Source organism: Pseudoxanthomonas mexicana, from assembly GCF_046736355.1.
GTDB classification, from domain to species: Bacteria; Pseudomonadota; Gammaproteobacteria; order Xanthomonadales; family Xanthomonadaceae; genus Pseudoxanthomonas_A; species Pseudoxanthomonas_A mexicana_B.
Genome location: NZ_CP157201.1, coordinates 1,504,046 through 1,528,349, shown reverse-complemented (window position 1 = coordinate 1,528,349; position 24,304 = coordinate 1,504,046). Strand labels below are relative to the sequence as shown.

22 protein-coding genes are annotated in these 24,304 nt (G+C 66.9%); 20 read left to right on the top strand and 2 right to left on the bottom strand.

All coding sequences use genetic code 11. The annotated features are described in order from the left end of the window. Positions 1-83 precede the first annotated feature (83 nt). From cueR to AAG688_RS06915, 17 genes are all read left to right on the top strand, one after another. Positions 84-563 (top strand): Cu(I)-responsive transcriptional regulator, encoded by a 480-nt coding sequence (gene cueR / locus AAG688_RS06995; RefSeq protein ID WP_133321319.1) that lies wholly within the window; start codon positions 84-86, stop codon positions 561-563. Positions 564-717: 154 nt separating this feature from the next. After that, positions 718-918, top strand: a complete 201-nt coding sequence (locus tag AAG688_RS06990) for a heavy-metal-associated domain-containing protein (protein ID WP_100322961.1) — start codon at positions 718-720, stop codon at positions 916-918. Positions 919-1,159: 241 nt separating this feature from the next. Further along, entirely contained in the window at positions 1,160-1,582 is a 423-nt protein-coding gene (locus tag AAG688_RS06985; RefSeq protein WP_411834622.1) for a hypothetical protein, read from the top strand. 129 nt (positions 1,583-1,711) lie between these two features. Then, positions 1,712-3,034 (top strand): TolC family protein, encoded by a 1,323-nt coding sequence (locus AAG688_RS06980; protein ID WP_411834621.1) that lies wholly within the window; start codon positions 1,712-1,714, stop codon positions 3,032-3,034. Then, a complete protein-coding gene (locus AAG688_RS06975) occupies positions 3,031-4,524 on the top strand; it encodes an efflux RND transporter periplasmic adaptor subunit (RefSeq protein ID WP_055765270.1) in 1,494 nt (497 codons plus the stop codon). Before AAG688_RS06980 ends, AAG688_RS06975 begins: the two co-directional genes overlap by 4 nt. Before the next feature lies 1 nt (position 4,525). Then, positions 4,526-7,675, top strand: a complete 3,150-nt coding sequence (locus tag AAG688_RS06970; protein WP_411834620.1) for an efflux RND transporter permease subunit — start codon at positions 4,526-4,528, stop codon at positions 7,673-7,675. Positions 7,676-7,847: 172 nt separating this feature from the next. Beyond that, positions 7,848-8,360: a MerR family transcriptional regulator gene (locus AAG688_RS06965; protein ID WP_282884642.1), complete on the top strand. Its 513-nt coding sequence runs from the start codon at positions 7,848-7,850 to the stop codon at positions 8,358-8,360. After that, positions 8,357-8,686, top strand: a complete 330-nt coding sequence (locus tag AAG688_RS06960; RefSeq protein WP_081759952.1) for a DUF2933 domain-containing protein — start codon at positions 8,357-8,359, stop codon at positions 8,684-8,686. Before AAG688_RS06965 ends, AAG688_RS06960 begins: the two co-directional genes overlap by 4 nt. Next, positions 8,673-9,338 (top strand): methyltransferase family protein, encoded by a 666-nt coding sequence (locus AAG688_RS06955; RefSeq protein WP_024889943.1) that lies wholly within the window; start codon positions 8,673-8,675, stop codon positions 9,336-9,338. The genes AAG688_RS06960 and AAG688_RS06955 overlap by 14 nt, the downstream gene beginning before the upstream one ends. Positions 9,339-9,418: 80 nt before the next feature. Further along, positions 9,419-9,838, top strand: coding sequence for a hypothetical protein (locus AAG688_RS06950; protein ID WP_024867875.1), 420 nt, complete (start codon positions 9,419-9,421; stop codon positions 9,836-9,838). Positions 9,839-9,919: 81 nt separating this feature from the next. Continuing rightward, positions 9,920-11,305: an MBL fold metallo-hydrolase RNA specificity domain-containing protein gene (locus AAG688_RS06945; protein WP_411834619.1), complete on the top strand. Its 1,386-nt coding sequence runs from the start codon at positions 9,920-9,922 to the stop codon at positions 11,303-11,305. Next, positions 11,302-12,819: a thymidine phosphorylase family protein gene (locus tag AAG688_RS06940; RefSeq protein WP_411834618.1), complete on the top strand. Its 1,518-nt coding sequence runs from the start codon at positions 11,302-11,304 to the stop codon at positions 12,817-12,819. The genes AAG688_RS06945 and AAG688_RS06940 overlap by 4 nt, the downstream gene beginning before the upstream one ends. Continuing rightward, complete coding sequence (locus AAG688_RS06935) at positions 12,816-13,730, top strand: ribose-phosphate diphosphokinase (protein WP_182335401.1); 915 nt, start codon at positions 12,816-12,818, stop codon at positions 13,728-13,730. The genes AAG688_RS06940 and AAG688_RS06935 overlap by 4 nt, the downstream gene beginning before the upstream one ends. Continuing rightward, positions 13,727-16,531, top strand: a complete 2,805-nt coding sequence (locus tag AAG688_RS06930; protein WP_411834616.1) for a xylulose 5-phosphate 3-epimerase — start codon at positions 13,727-13,729, stop codon at positions 16,529-16,531. The genes AAG688_RS06935 and AAG688_RS06930 overlap by 4 nt, the downstream gene beginning before the upstream one ends. Next, a complete protein-coding gene (locus AAG688_RS06925; protein ID WP_411834957.1) occupies positions 16,443-17,807 on the top strand; it encodes an ABC1 kinase family protein in 1,365 nt (454 codons plus the stop codon). The genes AAG688_RS06930 and AAG688_RS06925 overlap by 89 nt, the downstream gene beginning before the upstream one ends. A 63-nt stretch (positions 17,808-17,870) precedes the next feature. Further along, on the top strand, positions 17,871-19,946 hold the full coding sequence (locus AAG688_RS06920; protein ID WP_411834615.1) for a heavy metal translocating P-type ATPase: 2,076 nt from the start codon (positions 17,871-17,873) through the stop codon (positions 19,944-19,946). Positions 19,947-19,965: 19 nt separating this feature from the next. After that, entirely contained in the window at positions 19,966-21,069 is a 1,104-nt protein-coding gene (locus tag AAG688_RS06915; protein WP_411834614.1) for a hypothetical protein, read from the top strand. Between the two features lie 35 nt (positions 21,070-21,104). On the opposite strand, the gene AAG688_RS06910 is transcribed toward AAG688_RS06915, so the two are convergent. After that, positions 21,105-22,250 carry a hypothetical protein gene (locus AAG688_RS06910; RefSeq protein WP_162407204.1) on the bottom strand — a complete coding sequence of 382 codons (1,146 nt, stop codon included), beginning with the start codon at positions 22,248-22,250 and terminating at the stop codon, positions 21,105-21,107. Between the two features lie 458 nt (positions 22,251-22,708). Here AAG688_RS06910 and AAG688_RS06905 point away from each other — a divergent pair, with 458 nt between their 5' ends. Then, complete coding sequence (locus AAG688_RS06905) at positions 22,709-22,930, top strand: hypothetical protein (protein ID WP_411834613.1); 222 nt, start codon at positions 22,709-22,711, stop codon at positions 22,928-22,930. A 109-nt stretch (positions 22,931-23,039) separates the two neighbouring features. Here AAG688_RS06905 and AAG688_RS06900 read toward each other — a convergent pair whose 3' ends face one another. After that, positions 23,040-23,315 (bottom strand): helix-turn-helix transcriptional regulator, encoded by a 276-nt coding sequence (locus AAG688_RS06900; protein ID WP_330947191.1) that lies wholly within the window; start codon positions 23,313-23,315, stop codon positions 23,040-23,042. 117 nt (positions 23,316-23,432) lie between these two features. Between AAG688_RS06900 and AAG688_RS06895 the strand changes: the two genes are divergently transcribed. Together AAG688_RS06895 and AAG688_RS06890 are read left to right on the top strand one after the other, a co-directional pair. Further along, positions 23,433-23,861, top strand: a complete 429-nt coding sequence (locus AAG688_RS06895) for a hypothetical protein (protein ID WP_411834611.1) — start codon at positions 23,433-23,435, stop codon at positions 23,859-23,861. 109 nt (positions 23,862-23,970) lie between these two features. Then, entirely contained in the window at positions 23,971-24,270 is a 300-nt protein-coding gene (locus tag AAG688_RS06890; protein WP_330947193.1) for a BPSL0761 family protein, read from the top strand. The last annotated feature ends 34 nt before the right edge of the window (positions 24,271-24,304 follow it).

Here is a 24,304-nt window from a genome sequence, read left to right as displayed (position 1 = left end):
GAACACCAAGACAGGATCGATGTGGCGGACGCCGGCCTAGCGTGTCGAACCAAGCATCCTTGGGTGACCAGGAAAAGAGAATGATGAATATCGGTGAAGCAGCCAAGTTTTCAGGCGTGTCGGCGAAGATGATCCGCTACTACGAACAGATCGGCTTGATCCCCAAAGCTGCGCGCTCTGAGGCCGGCTACCGACACTACAGCACGCCTGACGCTTATAGCCTTCGCTTTATCCGTCGCGCACGAGACCTTGGCTTCTCTGTCGAACAGATCGCAGAACTGCTGGTCTTGTGGCGCGACCGTGACCGGGCAAGCGCCGACGTCAAGGCGATGGCGCTTTCCCATGCCGCCGGACTGAAGACGAGAATCGCCGAGCTGCAGGCGATGGTGCAAACGCTCGAGCATCTGGCCGACCACTGCCACGGGGATGACCGACCGGAATGCCCGATCCTTGCGGATCTGGCCGAGCCAACAGCGGCGGAGTCGCGTTCGCAGGGTCCACATAGGACGCCTCGGTTTGGGGCCGACACGCCCGCCTCCTCGCGTAACCGCGGCGTCAGATGACTCATTCGTGGTCGGACGTGCATTCGCAAGAGTTCTCGGCGCCGTTGTCGGCCAGCCGTGAGCAGCTTGCAAACATTCTGCTGATAGCCGATTGACCTTGCCACGCTGTCAAACCCCATATTGATCCGACACCACAGTCGATCAGGAGATCAAGATGCTTCGTTTCCACATTCCAAACATGACATGCGGCGGCTGCGCCAAGTCCGTCAAGAAGGCACTGCTCAGTGTGGACCCCCAAGCCCGCATCGAAACCGACCCACCGACGCGTCAGGTGAGGGTCGATAGCGACATGGACGGGGGCGCGTTCCTCTCAGCGCTCAGTGAGGCTGGGTACCCGGACGAGCGATCAGCCTGAAGCTGGTTCCGGCCGCCGCCGGCGCGCTCTACTCGCGCTCGGGGATCCCGCTGAGCCCGATGGTTGCGGCGCTCGCCATGAGACTGAGCTAGGTGTCGGTTGTGGCCCGCGCGCTTCGCCTGGCCGGGTCGGCTCCGGTTTCGGCGACACCGAAAGCGGCCATGCCGGTCCAGTCACCCGATCTGCCCGGGGATTGATCTGGATCAGTTGCATCTGACCGAGCAAAAGGTAACCTCAAGCCATGATCCGCCGTCGTCACCGTAGCTGGTTCCAGCGCACCGCCCTCCTCGCGATGGCGGCATTGCTCTGGTCTCAGCTCGCGCTGGCCAGCCATGGCGGCTGCCTGGATCTTCCGGGCACACCCGCCGCCGCAGTCGCGGCCGGCGCGGATACCCCCCACGACCACGGCCACGGCTGCGACGCGGAGCTTCCCTCGGCGGACAGGGCGGTGTGTGCCGCGCACTGCAGCTTGGGGGGTATTTCGGCCGACAGTGGGCGCATCCCACCGGTCCCGCCGCTGTTTGTCGGAGCGTGGGTCTCCTGGTTCGTCGTGGCCGAGGTCGCCGATGCCGGCCCAGGGGTCACGCCCAGCTGGGTGGAATCGCCCCCCAGGGCCGCCTGGCACCGGCCCACCGCCCATCCCGCGGCTCTCCTGCTGATCTGATGCCCGAACGCTGACCCGCCCGCACAACTGTGCGGCGCGGTCCTGTGCGTTCGCGCCGTGGCTGCGTCACGGCACGTGTTCCTGCCCTCGTCCGAGCGACCTGCGTCGCGTCGGCCCAAGGACACTGATATGGCATCCCTGTTCGACCGAATGCAGGCCAGGCACCTGCACCCTAACCCGCTATTCCGCCGTCGGCCACTGCTCCGGCACCTGCTTGCCTGCGTGTTCGCCGGCGGCTTGTGGACGCTGGCGCTGCCCGCGACCGCCACCGAACCCATCCCGGGGCACAGCCTCGAGTCGATCCGCACCTGGGTTCTGGAACACAACCCCGAGCTGCGGGCCATGGACTTCGAAACCCAGGCCGCCGAAGCGAGGATCCTTCCCGCAGGTGCCCTGCCCGATCCGATGGCCTCGGTTGGATTCCGCGGCCTCGATCCGGACAAGCCCTGGCGCACCGCCGGTGCCGAGCGCGAGGTGAACTACGCGCTGCGTCAGCGCTTCCCGCTCTGGGGCAAGCGTGGTCTGGCGCGGACCGCGGCCAGCCAGGACGCGGTCGCGGTCGGGCTTGACCGCATCACCGCGGCGCGCGACCTGCTGGCAGAGGCTGAAGCGGCGTACGTGCGCTACTGGCATGCCGATCAGGCCGTGGCCGTGCTCGACCGCCGCATCGCCCTGCTCCGGCAGGTCGAGGAAATAGCCGGCGTGCGCTACGCCTTGGGTCGCGCGGCGCAGCAGGATGCCATCCGCGCCCAGGTCGAGCAGACCAGCCTACAGCGCGAGCGGATCGAACGCCTCGCGACCAAGCAGGAGGCGGCCGCCACCTTGAACGCGGTGCTGGGACGCCGTTCCGATGCACCGCTGGCGACTCCCGATGAGGCGCCGCGCCTCGTCGTCCACAGCGCCTCGCTCACCGAGGCACTGGATGACGCAAATGCGCACCCCGCGGTGCGCTCGCAGCAGGCCCGCGCCGAGGCCGCGCGCACGAACGTGGTACTGCAGCGTCGCAACCGCTTTCCCGACATCACCGTGGGCGTGGGTGCGATGCAGTACGGCAACGGCATCGAAAGCACCGAGCTGATGCTCGAGGTCGAGATCCCGTTCCAGCAGCGCGCCCGCCGCGAACGCGAGCGCGAGTCGCGCCTGCTCGAAGACGCGGCGCTGGCCCGCAGAGATGCCACGTTGCGGGCCGTCGAGGAAAGCGGCGCCTCCGCCTGGTCGCAGTGGACCAGCGCACGCGAGCGCCGCGCGCTGATCGAGAACACGCTGCTGCCGCAGGCCGACGCCACCTGGCAGTCCGCGCTGGCCAGCTACCAGGTCGGCGAAGTCGACTTCGGGACGCTGCTGGAAGCACTCAATGAATGGCAGGGCGCCGACCTCGCACGGGTCGATGCACTGCGTGACGAACTGTTGGGCGCCGCCGCCGTGCGCGCCATCGAAGGAGAGATCCGATGACCCGTGTCCAGACCCTGTCGCTCGCCATCGGCGTCGCACTCGCCGCACTCGCCGTCGGCTGGATGGCGGGCCGCGCCACGAACGATTCGCCCACCGCAGCCACGTCCGCCGAGGCAGCGGCCGCGGAACGCAAGGTGCTCTATTACCGCAATCCGATGGGCCTGGCGGACACGTCGCCGGTGCCGAAGAAGGATTCGATGGGCATGGACTACGTCCCGGTCTATGCCGACGACGCCCCGCCGGCGGCGCCGGGTACGGTGGTGCTGCCCCCGGACAAGGTGCAGGCGCTGGGCGTGCGCACCGAGGCGGTCAAGCGAGGAGCCATGTCCGCCACCGTGCGCACCAGCGGCACGGTCGAGGTCGACGAGACCCGGCAGTACGCGATCGCGCCCCGCTTTGAAGGCTGGGTGGAGCGGCTGTACGCGAACCAGACCGGCATGCGCGTCCGCGCCGGGCAGCCGCTGCTCTCCGTCTACAGCCCACAGTTGGCGGCGGCGCAGCAGGAATACCGGCTGGCCGACGAGACCGCCCGCAGGTTGGCCGGGTCCGATCCCGCGAGCGCGGCATCGATGACCCGCCTGCGCGATGCCGCACGCACCCGCCTGCGCAACTGGGAAATCAGCGACGCGCAACTCGGCAAGACGGGGCTGGTGCTCACCGCGCCCGCGGACGGGGTCGTGATCGAGAAGCCGGTGGTCCAGGGCGCACGCTTCGAGCCCGGCGAAACCATCCTGCGCCTGGCGGACCTGTCGACGGTGTGGGTGATCGCGAAGGTCCCGGCGGCGCAGGCCGCGGGCATCCAGCCCGGCCAGCCCGCACGCTTTGAAACCGTGGCCCTGCCGGGCCAGGTGGCCGAGGGCGCGGTCACCTTCGTGCAGCCCGTCATCGATGCGATGACGCGCACCGTGGATGTGCGCATCGCCCTGCCCAACCCCGACGGCGACCTCCGGCCGGGGCTCTACGGGACGGTGGTGCTGGAGGAGCCGGGTGCTGGACCGGTCCTGACCGTTCCGCGCTCGGCCGTGCTCGACAGCGGCACGCGCCAGGTGGTGCTGGTCGAGACCGGCCCCGGCCGGTTCGCACCGCGCGACGTCACCCTGGGTCGCCGTGGCGGCGATCGCATCGAAGTGCTCGACGGGATCGCCGAAGGCGAACAGGTCGTGGTCTCCGCCAACTTCCTGATCGACGCCGAAAGCAACCTGCAGTCGGCACTCCAGGGGCTTGAGGGTCATGCAGGACACGGCGCGCCTTCGGGCACCACTGAGGATCCACACGCCGGGCACGGTGAGGACGCCGTCGATCCGCACGCAGGTCATGTTGACGAGGTCGCTGATCCCCACGCAGGCCATGCCATACCGGCGACATCGGGAGATCCACCGGCTGCCGCCAGCGATCCTGGCGCGTCCGACGGCCATGACAGCCATGGCGACCATGGAACGATGAACGACCACGGCACACCTGCTCCCGCCACCAGCCACGAGGGGCACTGACATGCTTGGCCGTCTCATTGAATGGTCGGTGCGCAACGTCTTCCTGGTGCTGGTGATGGCGCTGGCGATTGTCGCCGGTGGCATCTACGCACTGATGAACACGCCGCTGGATGCCCAGCCGGACCTGTCGGACGTGCAGGTGATCGTGTTCACCGAGTATCCGGGGCAGGCGCCCCAGGTGGTCGAAGACCAGGTCACCTATCCGCTGACCAGCGCCCTGCTCGCGACGCCGAAGTCGAAGGACGTCCGCGGCTTCTCGTTCTTCGGCGCCTCCTTCATCTACGTCATCTTCGAAGAAGGCACGGACCTGTACTGGGCGCGCTCGCGCGTGCTCGAGAACCTCAACGTCGCATCGAAAAACCTGCCGGCTGGCGTGGCACCGGCACTGGGACCCGACGCGTCCGGCGTGGGCTGGGTCTACCAGTACGTGCTGCAGAGCGACCGCCACTCGCTGGACGAGCTGCGCGCGATGCAGGACTGGTACCTGCGTTACCAGCTCACCACCGCGCCCGGCGTGGCCGAGGTCGCCAGCGTCGGCGGTTTCGTGCGCCAGTACTCGATCACCGTTGATCCGCTCCGGCTGCGCGAGTTCGACATCCCGATTTCACGGGTGTCCGAGGTGATCGCCGAGAGCAACCGCGACGTCGGCGGCCGCGTGATCGAGATGGCCGAGACCGAGTACATGGTGCGGGGCCGCGGCTACCTGCGCGGTATCGAGGATATCGAGAGCCTGGTTCTGCGCGCCGAAGGGGGCGCACCGGTGCTGATCGGCGACGTCGCCCGGGTCGAACTGGTACCCGATGAGCGCCGTGGCATCGCCGACCTGGACGGCGAAGGCGACGTCGTGGGCGGGATCGCCATTGCGCGCTTCGGCGAAAACGCCCTGGCCGTGATCGGGGGGGTGAAGGAAAAGATCGCCCAGCTTGCGAGTGGACTCCCCGAGGGCGTCAGCGTCCAGGCGGTCTACGACCGCTCCGATCTCATCGTGCGCGCGATCAAGACGCTACGCACGACGCTGCTCGAGGAGAGCCTGATCGTCGCACTGGTGTGCCTGGTATTCCTGTTCCATGCGCGCAGCGCGCTGGTCGCGATCGTCATGCTGCCCGTCGGCGTGCTGATCGCGGTGATCGCGATGCGCATGCTGGGCATGAACTCCAACATCATGAGCCTGGGCGGCATCGCGATCTCGATTGGCGTGATGGTCGACGCGGCGATCGTGATGATCGAGAACGCGCACAAGCACATCGAGCGCTCCGACGGCTCCCGCAGCCGGACCCAGCTGATCATCGATGCCTGTCGCGAGGTCGGGCCGGCGCTGTTCTTCAGCCTGATGATCATCACCGTCTCGTTCCTGCCCGTGTTCGCCCTGGAGGCTCAGGAAGGTCGCCTGTTCAAGCCGCTGGCCTTCACCAAGACCTTCGCGATGGCCGGTGGCGCGCTGTTGTCGATCACGCTGGTACCGGTACTCATGCTGCTGTTCGTGCGCGGCAAGATCGTGCCCGAGCACAAGAATCCGGTGAACCGGTTCCTGGTTGCGGCCTATCGGCCGGTGATCAACGTCGTTCTGCGGCATCGCATGGCCACAATCATGTTTGCGTTGGTCGCCCTGTTTGCAAGCCTGTGGCCTGCATCGCGGCTGGGCAGCGAGTTCATGCCAACCCTCAACGAAGGCACGCTGCTGTACATGCCCGCGTCGCTTCCGGGCATGTCGGTGACCAAGGCCTCGGAGCTGCTGCAGCAGCAGGACCGGATCATCAAGGGCTTCCCGGAAGTGGAGTCGGTGTTCGGCAAGGCGGGCCGTGCCCTGACGGCCACCGATCCCGCACCGCTGGAGATGTTCGAGACCGTCATCAACCTCAAGCCCGAGGACGAATGGCGGGACGGCATGACCACCGACAAGCTCATCGCCGAGATGGACGCGGCGCTGAAGTTCCCGGGCGTCGCCAACTCCTGGACGATGCCGATCAAGGCGCGCACCGACATGCTGGCCACCGGCATCCGCACGCCCGTGGGCATCAAACTCTTCGGCACGGACCTTGAGCAACTCGACGCGCTGGCCACCGAGATCGAAGCCGTGGTGCGCGAAGTGCCGGGGACGACCAGCGCGTTCGCCGAGCGCCTGACCGGCGCCTACTACCTCGACATCACCCCCGACCTGGGCCGCCTGGCGCAGTACGGCGTAACCCTGGGCGAGGTGCAGGACGTGGTGGCGGCCGCGCTCGGCGGCGAGATCGTCACCACCATCCTCCAGGGCCGTGAGCGCTTCAGCGCGATCGTGCGCTATCCCCGCGAACTCCGCGACGATCCGCACCGGATAGGCAGCCAAGTCCTGGTGCCGGTGCCCGGCGGCGCCCAGGTGCCGCTGGGCGAACTGGCGCGGATTGAGGTCAGGAAGGGTGCGCCGAGCATCCGCACCGAGAACGCGATGCTGGCGGCGTACATCTACGTCGACACCCGAGAGAGCGATCTCGGCCGCTACGTGAAGGCTGCGCAGGAAGCGGTCACCGAGCAGGTGCAGTTCCCGCCTGGCTACTACGTGACCTGGAGTGGACAGTACGAATACATGCAACGTGCCGCGGAGAAGATGCGTGTCGTCGTTCCGGTGACGCTGGCGCTGATTTTCCTGCTGCTGTACCTCAACTTCCGCCGTGTCACCGAGTCGCTGATCGTGATGCTGTCGGTGCCCTTCGCACTGGTCGGTGGCATCTGGCTGATGTGGATGCTCGACTACAACACCAGCGTCGCGGTGATCGTGGGCTTCATCGCGCTGGCCGGCGTCGCCGCGGAAACCGGCGTGGTGATGCTGATCTACCTCGACCACGCACTTGAAGCGCGTGCCGCGCAGAGGCAGGCCGAAGGCCGGGCACTGGATTCACGGGACCTGCGCGAGGCCATCATCGAAGGCGCGGTCGACCGCGTGCGCCCGAAGATGATGACCGTGGTCGCGATCATGGCGGGCCTGCTGCCCATCATGTGGAGCAGCGGTACTGGCTCGGAAGTCATGCGCCGAATCGCTGCGCCGATGGTAGGTGGCATGGTGTCTTCGACCATCCTCACCCTGGTCGTGATCCCGGCGCTGTACTCGCTGATCAAGCAGCGGCAGCTGGCCAGGAAGCCGCACCCCTCCTCCGCACTACCCAAGGAGAAGTAGTGATGGGGCCGTTCAACGCAGGCAGGGACCGACGGTTCATGCAACTGTGGCCGCGAACATCCGTCCGTCTACGGCCAATTCGCGCGTTACTGGCTTCGCCCACCGCAAGGCCGGTTGACCTGTGTGCGAGACACAGGTCTAGCCTGATCAACACCTCGCCGGGAGCAAGCCGATGACGACCAAGGAAGAAGTGACGCTGCCGCTGATGACGGTCCGCCAGCTGGCACGGCAGGGCGATGTCACGGTGCATGTGGTGCGCAACTACCTGCGGCGCGGCCTGCTGCAGGCGGCGAGGCACACCGAGAGCGGCTACCAGCTGTTCTCGGCTTCGGAGCTCCAGCGCCTGCGCTTCATTCGCACCGCCCAACAGCTCGGCTTCACGCTGGCGGAGATCGAGGAAATCGTCCGCCACAGTGTTCTGCGAAGGAGTCCCTGCCCGCTGGTGCGCGACATCATCCGACGCAGACTCGAAGACACCCGCCAGCAACTGGACAACCTGCTGGCCATGCACGGGCGGATGGAGCATGCCGTCCACGCCTGGACTTCGCTGCCGGACTCCATCCCGACTGGCGACGATGTCTGCGCATTGATCGAATCCGTTGCAGCCGCTGAGGGCGGCGGATTCGTCAGGTCCACCCCGGGGCGACTCCCTGGACGCCGCCCCACTCAGGAGAACTTGCCATGACTGTTCCTGGTCCTGCCACCTCAGGGTCCCGACGTTGGGTCTTCTGGATCTTCCTTGCGCTGGCCCTGTTCTATCTCGGCGTCGAGCACCGCGCCCACCTTGCGGGGACGCTCCGCTGGCTGCCGCTGGCCATCTTGCTGCTGTGTCCCTTGATGCATGTGTTCATGCACAAAGGGCATGGCGGTCATGGAGGCGACGGAAGTCATGGGCGCGACGGCAATGCCGACGACCCACCCCATGGCCACCATCAGAGCCGTCGGAACCGGGCATGGAACGACGAAACGTCCGACACCTCGAACGAAGGACACCGACATGCACGCACCTGACTCCGGCTACGGTCTTTGGCTCCTCGCCGCCATCAACGCCGCGTTCTTCATCTTCTTCGCCTGGAGCTTCTACAAACCGCTGACCCGTTGGGACTGGCGTGGGTTCGGTATGTTCTCCGCCTTCGTCGTGGCCCTGTTCGCGGAAATGTATGGCTTCCCGCTGACGCTGTACGTCTTGGGCGGGTGGCTCAGCGCCAACTATCCGCAGGTCAACTGGCTCAGCCACGACGCCGGCCATCTGCTGGAGATGTGGTTCGGCTGGCGCGCCAATCCGCATTTCGGTCCATTCCACCTGGCGAGTTTCATCCTGATTGGCGGCGGGTTCTGGCTCCTGTCGGCAGCCTGGCCCGTGCTGTATCGGGCACAGCGTGAGGGTCGGCTTGCCCGGGAGGGCGTGTATGCACGCATGCGTCACCCGCAGTACGTCGCCTTCGTACTCGTACTGACTGGTTTCCTCCTGCAGTGGCCCACGCTGCTCACGCTCGCCAGCTATCCGGTGCTGGTGTGGGCCTATGCCCGCCTCGCGCGTCGTGAGGAGAGAGATTGCCTGAGCCGCTTCGGCGAGGACTACGTGAGCTACATGCAGGAGGTGCCGGCCTTCATACCGCGACGCCGGCGCGGTCCTGTCCGATCGGCGGGGGAAGTCCGATGAAGGCCGACCGTCGTGTTCCATCCCTTTGTGCTCTCGCAGTCTCGCTGTTTCGCCTCACATCCATTCAAGGAGTCCACACAATGAACAACGTCACACATGCCGCCTGTTTTGCTGGCCCACGCACCAATCCCAATCGCTGGTTCGCCGCGCTGGCGCTGGCGGGCGCCTTTGCCTTCTCCTTCGCACTGCCGGGGGCTGCTTCCGCGAGCGAAGGCGGGTTCCGCCACAACGTGTTGATGCGCGGCCAGGTTCTGGAGACGCAGGACGACACACTGGTGGTCTGCGTCGGCAAGGCCGACGGAGCCCAGGTCGACCAGGTGCTGGATGTGATCCGGCACAAGCGCCGTAACCGCGGTCCCCGGGATATCGGGCCGCGCTTTCGCCGGGAAGCCGTCGGTCAGGTGCGCATCACCGGGCTGTTCGACGACCACTACGCAGAGGCTGAAGTGATCTCCGGAAAGCCCAAGGTCAATGACATCGTCGAGCTGATTCGACCGTGAGCAAGCCACGCGTCCGGCGCGATCTGCGTCGGACGTGTGCCCGCTTTCCGCCATCACTTCCTGCCAGAACCGGAGCTCATCATGACCTCGACTTCCCGCCCGACGCTGCAGTTCCTCGGTGCCGCCGGTACCGTCACCGGATCGCGCTACCTGGTCGAGGCCAATGGCCAGCGCGTGCTGGTCGACTGCGGTCTCTTCCAGGGCTACAAACAGCTGCGCGAGCGCAACTGGGCACCGTTTCCCGTCGACGCGGCATCAATCGATGCGGTGATCCTGACCCACGCCCACTTGGACCATTCGGGCTACCTGCCCGCACTCGTCAAGCAGGGGTTCCGCGGCCGGATCCACTGCACCCACGGCAGCGTGGCGCTGTGCGGCCTGCTGCTTCCCGACAGCGGGCACCTGCTCGAAGAAGAGGCGAAGTACGCCGCGCGCAAGGGCTACTCGAAGCACAAGGAGCCGCGACCGCTCTATACGGAAGAGGACGCCCGTCGCAGCCTGAAGCAGCTGCAGGGACATGACCATGAACGCGACATCGAGGTCGCGCCCGGCTTCACGGTGCGCTTCCACCCCGCAGGTCACATCCTGGGCGCCGCCCACGTCAGCCTGGATGTCCAGGGCCAGCGCTTGCACTTCAGCGGCGACTTGGGACGGCAGCAGGAATCGCTGATGAATCCGCCGACGCCCCTGCCCGCCTGCGACGTACTGGTCTGCGAGTCCACTTACGGCAATCGCGAACACGTCCCGATCGACCAAGAAGCGGAATTGGCCCCGATCATCCGCCGTGTTGCCGCGCGCGGGGGCGTTATCGTCATCCCCGCCTTTGCTGTCGGACGCGCCCAGGCGCTCATGCTGCATATCGCCCGGCTGCGTGAGCGCAAGGAGATCCCTCGCGTGCCGGTGTACCTCAACAGCCCGATGGCGATCAACGCGACCCGGCACTACCACGCCCACCATTCCGAACACCACGTGTCCGAAGAGGACTGCCAGCGGATGTTCGACGTGGCCACCTTCGTCAACACGGTGGAAGAGTCGAAGGCGCTCAACCGCCAGCGCGGGCCGATGATCATCATCTCCGCCAGCGGCATGATCACCGGTGGACGCGTGCTTCACCACATCGAGGCGTTCGGCCCCGATGACCGCAACGCGATCCTGCTCGCCGGCTACCAGGCCGGCGGAACACGCGGTGCCGCGCTCGCGGCGGGCAAGCCCAGCTTGCGCATGTTCGGTCGCGAGGTGCCCGTGCGCGCCGAGGTGGTGCAGTTGCAAGGCTTTTCCGGCCACGCCGACGCCGGGGAGCTGCTGGACTGGATGCGCACCGCGCCATCCGCGCCGCGCGTCGTCTATCTCACCCATGGCGAGCCCGATGCAGCCGACACGTTGCGCGGGCGCGTGCAGCGCGAGCTGGGCTGGCGGGCGCGCGTGCCCGAGCACCTGGAGCGCGTGGGACTGGAGGATGCGCAATGACCGGGCAGGCCGCAGGCCATACCCGCCTGCGCGTCACCCGTGCCGGCATCGACACCTACCAGCAGCCGGTGGTCTACATGCATCGCGACTGCGAAGTCTGCCGCTCGGAGGGCTTTGCCGCGATGACACGCGTGAGGCTGGACGTGGACGCCCGCACGTTGGTGGCGACGCTGAACGTGGTTGTCGACGATCGGCTTGGCCTGGATGAGATAGCCCTGTCGGAGGCCGCGTGGACGCTGCTGGATCCCATGCCCGATGCCTTGGCCTGGGTCGGGCATGCGGAACCCGCGTCGTCGGCAGGCGCGCTCCGGGCCAAGGTATTCGGCGCGCGGCTGGACGACGCGCAGTACCTTGCCCTGGTGCAAGACGTGATGGAAAGCAGGTTGTCGGACCTGGAGCTTGCCGCGTTCGTCACAGCCAGCGCCGGCGACCGCCTGGACCACGCGGAGACGACCGCGCTGACGCGCGCCATGATCGCCGTCGGCCAGCGCCTGGACTGGGGCGAAGGGCCGGTGCTGGACAAGCACTGCGTGGGCGGCCTGCCGGGCAATCGCACCACCCCGATCGTGGTGGCCATCGTGGCCGCGCTGGGCTACCGCATTCCGAAGACGTCCTCGCGCGCGATCACGTCTCCGGCAGGCACCGCCGACACCATGGAAGTGATGGCGCCGGTGGCGCTCGACCTGGCGGCGATGCGGCGGGTGGTGGAGCGCGAGGGCGGCTGCATCGTCTGGGGCGGCAACGTGCGCCTGAGCCCGGCCGACGACATCCTGATCCGGGTGCAGCGGCCGCTGGACTTCGACAGCGACGGTCAACTGGTGGCCAGCGTGCTGTCGAAGAAGATAGCCGCGGGCTCCACCCACGTCCTGATCGACATGCCGGTGGGTCCGACGGCCAAGGTGCGAGGTGAGGCCGCGGCCCACAGTCTGGGCTCACGGCTTGCGCACACCGCGGCTGCGCTTGGATTGCAGCTGGGCATCCATCGCTCCGACGGCACCCAGCCGGTGGGCCGGGGCATCGGCCCGGCGCTCGAGGCGCACGATGTGCTCAAGGTGCTGCGCAACGCAGCCGATGCACCCGCCGACCTTCGCGAACGCGCACTTGCGCTGTCCGCGGCGCTGCTGGACATGGCACCGGGCAGCAACGCCGGCACCGGACTGGAGCGCGCGCGCAGCGTGCTGGATTCCGGGAGGGCGCTGGCCAAGTTCCTGGCGATCTGCGAAGCCCAGGGAGGCTTCCGCGAACCGGCGCGGGCGCCATTCACCGCCGACGTTCCGGCATCCGCGTCGGGCCGCATCACGGAAATCGACAACCGCAGGCTGGCCAAGCTGGCCAAGTTGGCCGGCGCACCCACATCCCCCACCGCCGGCCTGGAAACGAGTCTGCGCGTCGGCGATGCGGTCGAGCGCGGACAGCCTCTGCTGACCCTGCATGCGGAGTCTCCGGGCGAGCTGGCCTATGCGCTGGAGCACGCCGCCACCTTGCAACCCTTCGTCCTTGGAGAGGTTCCATGACCCGTGTGCTGATGCCTTTCCCGGCCGATGCAGCATTGGCCAGCACCATGAACCAGGCTATGCAGGCGCGCATTGCACCTGTGGCTTGGCGGCACTTTCCCGATGGCGAGTCGCTGGTGACCCTGGAGGACTCGCTGGCTGGCGCGGATGTGGCCATCCTGGCCAGCCTGCGCCACGCCGATGCTTTGGCCCTCCCGTTGCGTTTCGCCGCCCGAACGGCGCGCGAGTTCGGGGCGCGCTCGGTCGGCCTCATCGCACCCTACCTGGGGTATATGCGCCAGGACACCCGCTTCCATCGCGGCGAGGCGGTCAGTACACCGCTGTTTGCACAATTCCTCGAAGAGGCTTTCGACTGGCTGGTGACCGTGGACCCGCACCTGCACCGCGTCGAGCGCCTGCAGTCGCTCTACCGCATTCCGACGGTCCATGTATCGGCGACGCCGGCCGTGGCCCGCTGGATCGCTGAGACCGTCCCCGACGCTGTGCTGATCGGCCCTGACAGCGAGAGCGAGCAGTGGGTAGCGGACATCGCCGCCCTGTCCAGCATGCCCTACCAGGTGCTGGCCAAGGAGCGGCACGGCGACTACGACGTGCGCGTCAGCCTGCCCGACCCGGCAGCCGTGGCTGGTCGGACTCCGGTGCTGATCGACGACATCGTGTCGTCCGGCCACACGATCCTGGAGACCCTCGCACACCTGCGCCGGTTGTCGTTGCCGTCGCCGTTGCTGGTCGCCATCCATCCGGTGTTCGCAGGCGACGCCTATGCCCGCCTGCAGGAGGCGGGCCTGGCCCGCATCGTCAGCACTGACACCATTTCCCACCCCTCCAACGCCATCGCGCTGGGTGCGGACCTCGCCGCCGCGGCATCGACCCTGATGACCGCTTCGACCGATTCCCCGGAGGACCCATGAACCTGCATCTCAACTGCTGCACCGCCGACCAGCTGTCGGCCGCCGAGCGCCAGCGGATCCTTGAACTCGCCGACGCCCACCGGCAGGCCGATCCCGCGTTCGCCCACTGGGCGGCCGGCTACGGGGTGATCCGACATGACCCGCTTACCCTGCTCCGGGTCCGCCAGATGGTGCACGAGCTGGTCGCCCTGGGCCGCACGCCGGATGCCGGCACCGCATGGCAGCGGCTCGCCGCGGCCGACCGCGTCACCAGCGCCGGCATGTGGCTGGTGGCGCACATGACCTACAGCCAGCGCGTTCGTACCGACGGCGCGGCCCTGGAGGTCGATGATTTCAAGACCACGCCTGAAGGCCACACCGGCGGGTCCCTCAACATGGTGCCCGCCTACGCCGGCTACCTGCTGATGGATTCCCTGGATGGCGTCACCCGCGCGTGGATGATGGGCCAGGGGCACTGCGTGGCCGCCATCGACGCGCTGAACGTGCTGGTTGGCAACATGACCGACCGGCACGCCGAACGTTACGACCGCACCGGCGAAGGGCTGAGCCGGTTCGTAAGCGACTTCTATGCCTACACCCTCAATCCGGACGGAACGCCGGCGTCGCCCCTCGGCTCCCACGTCAATGCGCACACCGCCGGGGGCGTGATGGAAGGCGGCTATCTCGGCTTTGCCGAGCTGCAGTACGTGCATGCGCCGCTCAAGGATGAACGCCTGGTCGCCTTCCTCAGCGACGGTGCGTTCGAGGAACAGCGTGGCAGCGACTGGGCGCCACGCTGGTGGCGCGCCGAGGACAGCGGACTGGTCAGCCCGATCATCATCCTCAACGGGCGCCGCATCGAACAGCGCAGCCAGATCACCCAGCAGGGCGGCGAGCGGTGGCTGGACCGGCACCTGCGATTGAACGGCTTTGATCCGATCGCGCTGGACGGGCGCGATCCGGCCAGCATCGCGTGGGGCATCCACGTGATGGAGTCGCGCCTGCAAGCGGGCGCCGCTGTTCCCGCCGACGTGCGGCTGCCCTATGGCATCGCCGAAACCGTCAAGGGCTTCGGCTTCCCCGGCGCCGGGACCAACGCCTCGCACAACTTGCCGCTGCCGGGGAATCCGGCGAAGGATGCCGCGGCGCGCACGCTCTTCAATGAAGGCGCAGCGGCGCTGTTCGTGGCCGCGTCGGAGCTCGAGCAGGCCGTTGCCGCACTCAACAGCCACGATCTCCAGCAGCGGGTGCGCGAGCGCGACCATGCGCTGGCCGATCGCCAGGTGGAACCGCCCCGCGTCCCGGCGATCGCCGACCGCGGCGCCGGCGGTGAGAGCTCGCCAATGACCGCACTCGACGAGCAGTTCGTCGCCATCGCCGAGGCGAATCCGGGACTGCGGGTGCGCGTGGGCAATCCCGATGAGCTGCGCAGCAACAAGCTCGACCGGACCCTGGACGCGATGAAGCACCGGGTGCACGAGCCCGAGCCCGGCGTCGCCGAATCGCCAACCGGCGCGGTCATCACTGCGCTCAACGAAGAAGCCGTGGTCTGCGCGGCGCTCGGCAACAAGGGCGGGCTAAACCTGGTGGTCACCTACGAGGCGTTTGCACCGAAGATGCTCGGCGCCGTACGTCAGGAACTGATCTTCGCCCGCCACCAGGCCCAGGCCGGGCGCCCACCCGGCTGGCTGGGCGTGCCCCTGGTGCTGACCTCGCACACGTGGGAGAACGCGAAGAACGAACAGTCCCACCAGGATCCGACCATGGCCGAGGCACTCATGGGCGAAATGGCCGACATTTCGCGCGTGGTGTTCCCGCCGGACGCCAATGGCGCTGCCGCCGCCCTCGCCCGCGCCTTCGCGCAACGGGGCACGGTCACCACACTGGTCGTTCCCAAGCGTCCGGTGCCTCATGAGCTGACCCCGCAGCAGGCCCAGGCACTGGCCGAGACCGGCGCAACATGCCTCGCCGGCGATCCGGAGACGGCGGCGATCCTGCTGGTGGCCACCGGCGCGTACCAGCTGCAGGAAGTGCGCCGCGCACAGGCGCGTCTGGCCGCACGCGGAATGTCGGCCGCGATCGTCTATCTCGCCGAACCCGGCCGATTTCGCGCCCCGCGCGATCCGGAGGAGGCAAGGTACGTGCACTCCGACAGTGCGGTCCAAGCGCTGTTTCCGGTGGGCCGGCCGCGCGTATTCGTTACCCACACCCGTCCGGAGCCCTTCCTCGGTGCGCTGCGCCGACTCGACACCGGCCCCACCACCACCGCGGCGCTGGGCTTCGTCAACCGGGGCGGCACACTGGACGTGCCGGGCCTGCTGTTCGCCAACCGCAGCACCTGGGCGCACGTGGTTGACGCGGCTGCGGGCGTCCTCGGCGAGTCCCGCGACAACCTGCTGTCCGAAGCGGAGCTGGCGGCCGTGGATGGTCGCGGCGATCCGACCGCCATCCTGCGCGCGGAAGCGGGGCCGGCATCGTCAGCCGGCCGGTCAGGACCTCGCGCTGATGGCCGGCACGGTGCGCCGCGGAGGTCAGATCGCCTGGGCCGGACTGAAGCTCGGAGTCGCCGTGCTGCGCCTGCGCCGGCGTGCACCCGATCGGCTTCCCGCCTACATCAGCACCACCCTGGTGGGGCTGGGCACCACCTTCGTCAAGCTGGGCCAGGGCTTGAGCCTGCGCTGGGACCTGCTGCCGGCGCCCTATCGGGAGGCGCTGTCGCGACTGCACAGCGATGTGCCGGCGTTTCCTGCGGAGCAGGCGAGGCGCAGCGTCGAGCAGGCGTTCGGCGCACCGGTCGACGCGCTCTTCGCCAGCTTCGATGACAGGCCGCTGGCCGCGGCTTCAGTCGCCCAGATCCACCCGGCGCGCATGCATGACGGACGCGACGTGGTCGTCAAGATCACCCGCCCCGGCATCCATGCCCAGGTGCAGGCCGACCTGCGGCTGCTGCGGCGCACGGTGCGCGTGGCCCAGTGGCTGTGGCCGCCGCTCACGCGGCACCGCCCGCTCGAGCTCGTCGACGAACTGGGTGCCTTCCTGCGCGACGAGATCGACATGCGCCACGAGGCGCAGAACATGCGCCGCATGGCGAAGGTGCTCGATGCCCTGCCCGGCATCACACAGCCACATGTCGTTGAGCCCTACGCCACCCGCGACGTGCTGGTCCAGGATCGTAGCCACGGCACCCGCCTGGAAGCCGCTTATGGAACGGCGGCGGCTCCCGCACTGGCAAGGGCGCTGCTCGGTGCCTACGTGCATCAGCTCTTCGGCGCCGGCGTCTTCCATGCCGACCCGCACCCGGGGAATCTGTTCTTCTTTGACGACGGTCGCCTGTGCCTGCATGACTTTGGCTCGATCGGCGTGCTCGACCCTGCATCCCGGCTCGCGCTCGGCGGCATGGTCGAGGCCATTGCGGCCGACGACGCCGAGGGCGTGCTGGATGCAGCGATCGCCATGGGCTTCTTCCCGCCGCAGGTCGACCGCCGCTCGCATGTGCGCGAGATCCACCTGATCCTGGCCGAGATGGCCAGCCGTCCGCTGGCGCAGTGGTCCATTGCCGAGGCAATCTGGCGCGTGGCACGCATTGGGCAGGGCGCTGGCTTCCGGCTTCCGGCCCACCTGCTGTCCCTGATCCGGACGCTGTTCCTGGTCGAGAACACGCTGCGGGCGCTGGATCCGGATCTGGACCTGCTGGGGACGCTGTCCGCGCAGGCGGCCGCGATCGCCGACATTGCCGAAGCCAGCCGCCCCAGCGGCAACAGGCCGCTTGCCATGCGGCTGGCCCGCACTGCGCGCCAATTGCCACAGATCGCCACCGACCTGTTGCGGCAGGCGCAACTGAGCGACGGACGACCCGCCTTCTCCGTACACCACCATGGCCTGAGTTCCACGCAGGAGGCAATCGCGCGCACGGGCAACCGGCTGGCGTTGGCCCTGGTCACCTTGGGCCTGTACGTAAGCGGTGCGCTGTTGAGCCTGCATTCCGACGGCCCGCAAGTGTTCGGTCACATGCCTTTCCTGGCTATGGTGGCTTTCGCTGCTGCGGGATTGCTCTCACTGCGGCTGGTGATGGCCATCGCCAGATCGGGACACTTGTAACAGAACACTGATCTATCTCCCCGCTGGTGCCCGGCGCATCAGTGCATCCAGGAAGGCAGACCCATGACGCAACACAATCATCATCATCAAGATCATCAGGCGCACGGCGAGCAACCGCCGCATCCCCGCACGGGTGCTGAAGGTGACGTCCATGCCGGGCACGACAAGCACGCCGGCCACAGCGTGGCGAGCTTCCGCGACAAGTTCTGGCTCACGCTGCTGCTGACCATCCCCACTCTGATCTGGAGCGGGATGATCCAGCATTGGTTCGACTACACCGCACCACAGTTCCCGGGGTCGGCGTACATCCCGGCGGTGTTCGGCACGATCGTGTACTTCTACGGCGGCTCGCCGTTCGTCCGCGGCGGATACCACGAGCTGAGAAATCGCCTGCCGGGCATGATGACGCTGATCTCGCTTGCGATCACCGTCGCCTTCCTTTACAGCGCGTTGGTCACGCTCGGCGTTGTCGAGGGCTTGGACCTGTGGTGGGAGCTGGCGACGCTGGTGGCGATCATGTTGCTCGGCCACTGGATCGAGATGCGTTCGATCAACCAGGCACAGGGCGCTCTCAAGGAACTCGCGAAGCTGCTGCCTGATATGGCGGTGCGGTTGGATGAGGCCGGTACCGCGAAGGAAGTCCCTGTCGCGGAACTGAAGCGCGGCGACCTGCTGCTCATCAGGCCCGGCGCGAGCATTCCCGCCGACGGCGTCGTGAAGGAAGGGACCAGCGCCGTCAATGAAGCGATGATCACCGGCGAGTCCAAGCCGATGGACAAGTCGACGGGCGACCGGGTGATCGCCGGCACCGTCAACGGACAGGGCTCGTTGCGTGTCGAGGTGACGGGAACCGGCGACGAGACCGCGCTCGCGGGTATCATGCGGCTCGTCGAGCAGGCCCAGACGTCGCGCTCGCGCGCCCAGGCCCTGGCGGACCGGGCGGCGTTCTACCTCACGATCATCGCCATCGTCTCCGCCGCGGTTACCGCCATTGTCTGGCCACTCCTCGGTCGACCGTGGAGCTTCACGATCGAGCGCGTAGTGACCGTGCTCGTGATCGCCTGTCCCCATGCGCTGGGTTTGGCCATCCCGCTGGTGACCGCCATCTCGACCACGATTGGCGCACGGAACGGCCTGCTCGTGCGCGATCGACGCGGCCTGGAAGAGGCCCGTTTGCTGAACACGGTCGTGTTCGACAAGACAGGCACGCTCACGCTCGGTTCGCACCGCGTCGTGAAGACCACTGCCGCCGATGGACTCACCGACGACGAGGTGCTTCGCGTGGCCGCGTCGGTCCAGCGCGACGCTGAACATCCGATCGCGCAGGCGCTGATGACCAGCGCCAAGGAACATGGCATCGACGTTCCGATGTCGCAGGACTTCGAGTCCATGCCGGGACGCGGCGTGCGCGCAGTCGTCGAGGAGCGCTCGCTCCACGTTGGCGGGCCGGGTCTGTTGAGAATGCTCGCGGTCGAACCGCCGGAGACGCTTCGGCGGGCTGCCGAATCAGCGGCAGCCGATGGTCAATCTGCAACCTACCTTGTGGAAGGCGACCGGGTGCTCGCCGTGTTCGCGATCGCTGACGCCATCCGTCCCGAATCGTTCGATGCGGTCAAGCGTCTGCACGACAACGGACTGGAGGTTGTGCTGCTGACTGGTGATTCCACCGCAGTCGGCAATGCGGTCGGGAAGGAGCTCAATATCGACACCGTCTTCGCCGAGGTCCTGCCAGAGGACAAGGTGGCAAAGATCGAGGAACTGCAGGCCCAAGGGAAGCGCGTCGCGATGGTGGGCGACGGCGTCAATGACGCGCCGGCGCTGCTCACAGCCGACGTCGGCATCGCCATCGGCACAGGGACGGATGTCGCGGTCGAGGCTGGCGACGTCGTACTTGTGCGCAGCGACCCGCGCGACGTCCCTGCGATCATTGCATTGAGCAAGGCGACCTATCGCAAGATGATCCAGAACCTGTGGTGGGCCGCCGGGTACAACATCGTCGCCATCCCGCTCGCTGCCGGCGTTCTCGCTGCATGGGGGATCATGCTGCAACCCGCGCTTGGTGCAGTGCTCATGTCGCTGAGCACCATCGTGGTGGCGATCAATGCGCAGCTGTTGCGCCGGGCGGTACGGTCCCCATGAACATGAACTGGCGACACCTATGACCACGCGCCGGCTTCTGGCACTCAACGTTGGCTCGTCCACCCTCAAGGGCGCGTGCTATCTGTTGCAGGCTGAGGGCCCAGGCGCGCAGCCACGCGTCGTGGAGCGCTCCCGGGCCGAGATTGCCGTCGGCGCGGATGCGCAAGAGCGACTTGCCACCCTGCTCGAAATATTGTCGATACCGGCGCCCGGCCCCGACGTGGTGGTCCACCGAATCGTACATGGCGGCGACCTGCGCAACGCCAGCGAGCTCGACGAAGATGTACTTGCGAAACTGGATGCCTTGGTGCCATTCGCACCCTTGCACCAGCCGGTCGCCCTCGCGTTCGCGCGTGCCGCGCGCCTGCGTTGGCCGCAAGCCCGCCAGGGCGTGGCCTTCGACACGGACTTCCACGTGACACTCGCACCCTGGAGCCAGCGCCTGCCCGTCCCCGAAGCATGGGATGCGCTGGGCGTCCGCCGCTACGGTTTCCACGGACTCGCCTTCGCCTCTGCACTGCGAGTCGTGGCCAGCCAGGACGCCGGAATCCTGCGGAGCCGCGCCGTCTTCGCGCATCTGGGGGGGGGTTGCAGCGTCTGCGCCGTCGAGGACGGTCGGAGCCGCGACACCACCATGGCGCTCACTCCGCTGGGGGGAATCCCGAGCCCTACCCGCTCCGGGGATCTCGATCCCGGTGCGTTGCTGTACCTGCTCAGGCACGAACGGCTGGACGCGCAAGCGATTGAAGATGGTTTGTCCCGCACTGCAGGTCTTGCCGGCATCGCCGGGCACGGCGATATGCGCGTGCTGCTTGCCGATCCTGGCCCGCAGGCCCAGCTTGCCGTGGACCTCTTCGCAGTCCAGATCGCGCAGTCCATCGCGGCCATGGCCACGGGAATCGGCGGACTCGACCATGTCGTCTTTTCCGGCGGCATCGGCCACCGCGCGCCGGGTCTGCGGGCGCGGATCATCGCGCGCTTGGGCTGGCTTGGCCTGGCGCTGGCACCTGACGACAACGATGCTGGGGCCACGCGGATCGATGCCGCGAGCGGGCCGGCCATCTGGAACGTCGCGATCGATGAGGAACGCGAGCTGGCCGAATCAGCATTGGCCTGGCTGTAGTCCACGGCATACCGCCAGGGCGGCCCCAGCCAGGATTACTCGCCGATCAGTGGCGTCGTGAGCACCGCTGCGAATCCACCACCTGGGGTGCGCATGTTCGTAGTCTGGCCCTGATAAAGCCGGGCCGCGAACAACAGCACACCCGCCTCGGACGCGAAGCAGCGCACGTCCGCCTTGAGCGACTGGCCCCCATGCACGATCCGCATGCTCGGTGGCGCGAAGGCCTGTGCGATGTAGGTCGCCGACGCCATCGACTCCCACGTTCGCCGGGTGAGCTTGTCGCCCCGATAGCTGCCACGGCTGCCGAACCCTGCTGCAGGCTTGAAGAAGTAGCCGTTGCGCGCTGCCCACAGCGCATCCCGGTTTCCGGGGACGACTTCAACCGTTGTCGGGATCACCTCGGCCAGCAGGGCTGTCAAACCCGCATCGACCCCAAACCCGCCGAGCAAAGCCGCGTCTCCAAGCACCGCCAGGTTGCGCTTGTCGGCGAACAGCGCGTGCGCACGCGGATGCGGGGTGAGTGCGACGTCCCCTGCGAGATAAGCCTGACGAAGGTCCGCATGCGAAGCTTCCTCAAGCGCGAAATCGGTCAACCGGTTGTAGACCATGTCGATCGGGCCGTCGGCATCTGCAAGCCCCTCCGGGCCGAACCTCAGATCCTCGGGCGCGCGTATCACGCAGTCCACGCCGTGCTCCCGGAATGCGTCCGCGTACAGCTCGAACTCGGGGTAGAGGAACTGCTCCCGCGGGGCGCTGTCCACGATGGCCACACGGGACGGCGCGCGGCCCGACTGCTGCCGGGCATCGTCAAGCCAGGCGGCTACAGCCGCGCTATGGGCCTCCGTCGCCGTGGTCCAGGTGGTCCACGCAGCCGGCGCGCAAGATCTCACGGCATCGAGCAGCACGGCATTGAGGAGCAGCCCGCCTGGATTGGTGTTGACCTCGATCAACCGCGGGCCGTCGACGGTCAGGTGAAAGTCCAGCCCCAGGACGCCACCCGCCGAACCCGGGTAATGGGTTGCGATGTCGGGGGCCCATTGCAGGACGCGCTCGCGGTATCGTGGATTCTCTGCAACTTCGAAGAGCGCCGCCGCGACTCGCCCCATGGCGTCCAACGCCGCACGGTCGACGAACAGGGCGTACCGAGAGAACAGATGTGCGTGAACGGCCGGGTCAGACATGGACTCCGAGAAGGCGGCCCGGATCGACTCGTGCAGCCGCAAGACGTCGACTACTTCGCATGCACACCGCTGGTTGAGCGAGGCACCCACTGAAGTGGCACAGTTGATATTGCAGCCTGACTGGCCAGCCATTCTTGGGGCTCCCTAGGTTTACGCCTCGACGCAGCCTGGTTGCTGCGCTGCTGCATCGATCCCGCCCAGCAGTCATGTTATCTGCTCTCAGGACAAGCGCCGCTTCTCGAAGAAGACAGAGGTAGGGCGTGATGCCCCAACTGAACATCCGCTCGGGTTGGCAATCCAGCCCGCCCACCCTCGATAACGCACCCTAATCGCTGCACTCTACTCGACAACTTCCCGTTTGGGAGCAATATCGAAGGATCATTGCTGGGCTGCCCGCCGCGACCAGGATTTACCACTGGGGAGATATCGACGAAGGCGGCTTTCGCATTGCCGCCACGTTGGCGGCGGACGTGCTCGAGCAAGGGCGGAGTCTGCAACCTTGGCAGATGTCGCCCTCAAGTGTTCCGAAGCAGGCGCAAAAGACGGCGGCGCCAACCGCCGCACTCGCGCGGATGTCGTATTGGGCCGGCATGGCGGGCTGGAATGCGATCGCAGCGGACCCTAAAGATCACCCGTACCGGTTGGAACAGGAGGCGCTCGATCCTGTCCTACCCGGGTAGCCCCTCGGCCCCTGTCCATGTCTGCAGCCGTCGATCAGTTCGCAGCAGCGGCCAACAGCGGGGCCGTATCGATCCAGCAGGCGCGTCCACCCAGCGCCAGCATTGGAGACTATCGCCCTACCGAGTCGCTGGTGTTCGAGGGCGCGCTCGCGTTGACCGCCATTCCGATCGCCTCTGCCGGGGTTAGGCCCAAGCGCGCTGTAAGGTGAAGGAATTCCATGACGTCGAGCCGGCGCGCCCCCGCTTCGATGGCTGACAAACGCTGTTGGGGCCACCCGAGCTCCAGAGACAGCGCAGTTTGAGTGAGCCCAAGCTCCTCCCGTCGAGCTCGGAGCTGCTGAACCAGCCGTCTGTATTTGGCTGAATAGATCGTCTTGGTAGCCATTGCCGCGCCAAAAAAGGGCGACTGGAGAAGCTATGGCACAGGTACCGATTACATGAAATTCATGTAAGATCGGCCCATCTGCCAGCCCCTTTACACCTCCGCCGCCAGCGATGCGACATGACCCTGTATCTGGTGAATACCGCTGTTGAGATGACGCTCGAGCTGTATGTCTCTCAGAACCTGGAGGAATCCCTGACCATCCAGTACGAGCGCATCAAAGATCGAAAGGTGCGGGACACTTTCGTGAGGCGCTTGGAAAAGCAGGTCGAGACCCTACTGAAAGACAGTCTCGATTGGGACTTGAAGGAGCCGACCGAAGCCCAGCTCAACTACGCCACCCTGGTGGCCAAGCAACTCGGAATTTCCCTGCCGAGCGAGGCACGAAAGTTTCGCTTCCACACGGCGATGTTCCTGGAGATGTACGCGCCCCAGCTCCGGAAGGAATTCGAAGATGCCCGCGAACCGCCGGCCCCGTCATCAGCGCAAGCTGCGGAGCAGTTGGTCGCAGATAAGCTTCGGAAGGATGCGAGCGACCAGAGGTCGTGAGGCAGCGGTTCGCCTATCAGGCAGTAGCCGCTGAACCCTTCCACTTTCGATCTCAATGAGTGAGAGAGCCTGACTGGATACTAGTCATGACGACCTCAGAAGCGGCACCATGACAACGCCACACGAGCGCAGTCGCGCATTGGTTTGGGCAGGCGGATTTCTAATTGAGCTGGCTCGGGATGAGCGTCTGCCGGTGGACGTTCGGCGGAAGGCAGTCAGGACTGCTCGTCACTTTCCAACGATCGAACAAGTCGGCCACTTGGCCGCGACCGTGGCGTCATCCCATTCGCCGTTCGGGCTTGATCTCGAAGATCCTAGAACCACCCCCGAATGGGCCCGAGAATGCGAGCACGGGCCGCTCACCAATGACACGCGACTAGGCTGGCCAGCCGCTTCTGGAGGTGAGTGATCGTCTTGCCAAGACCGTTCTGGATCGCCCCCTA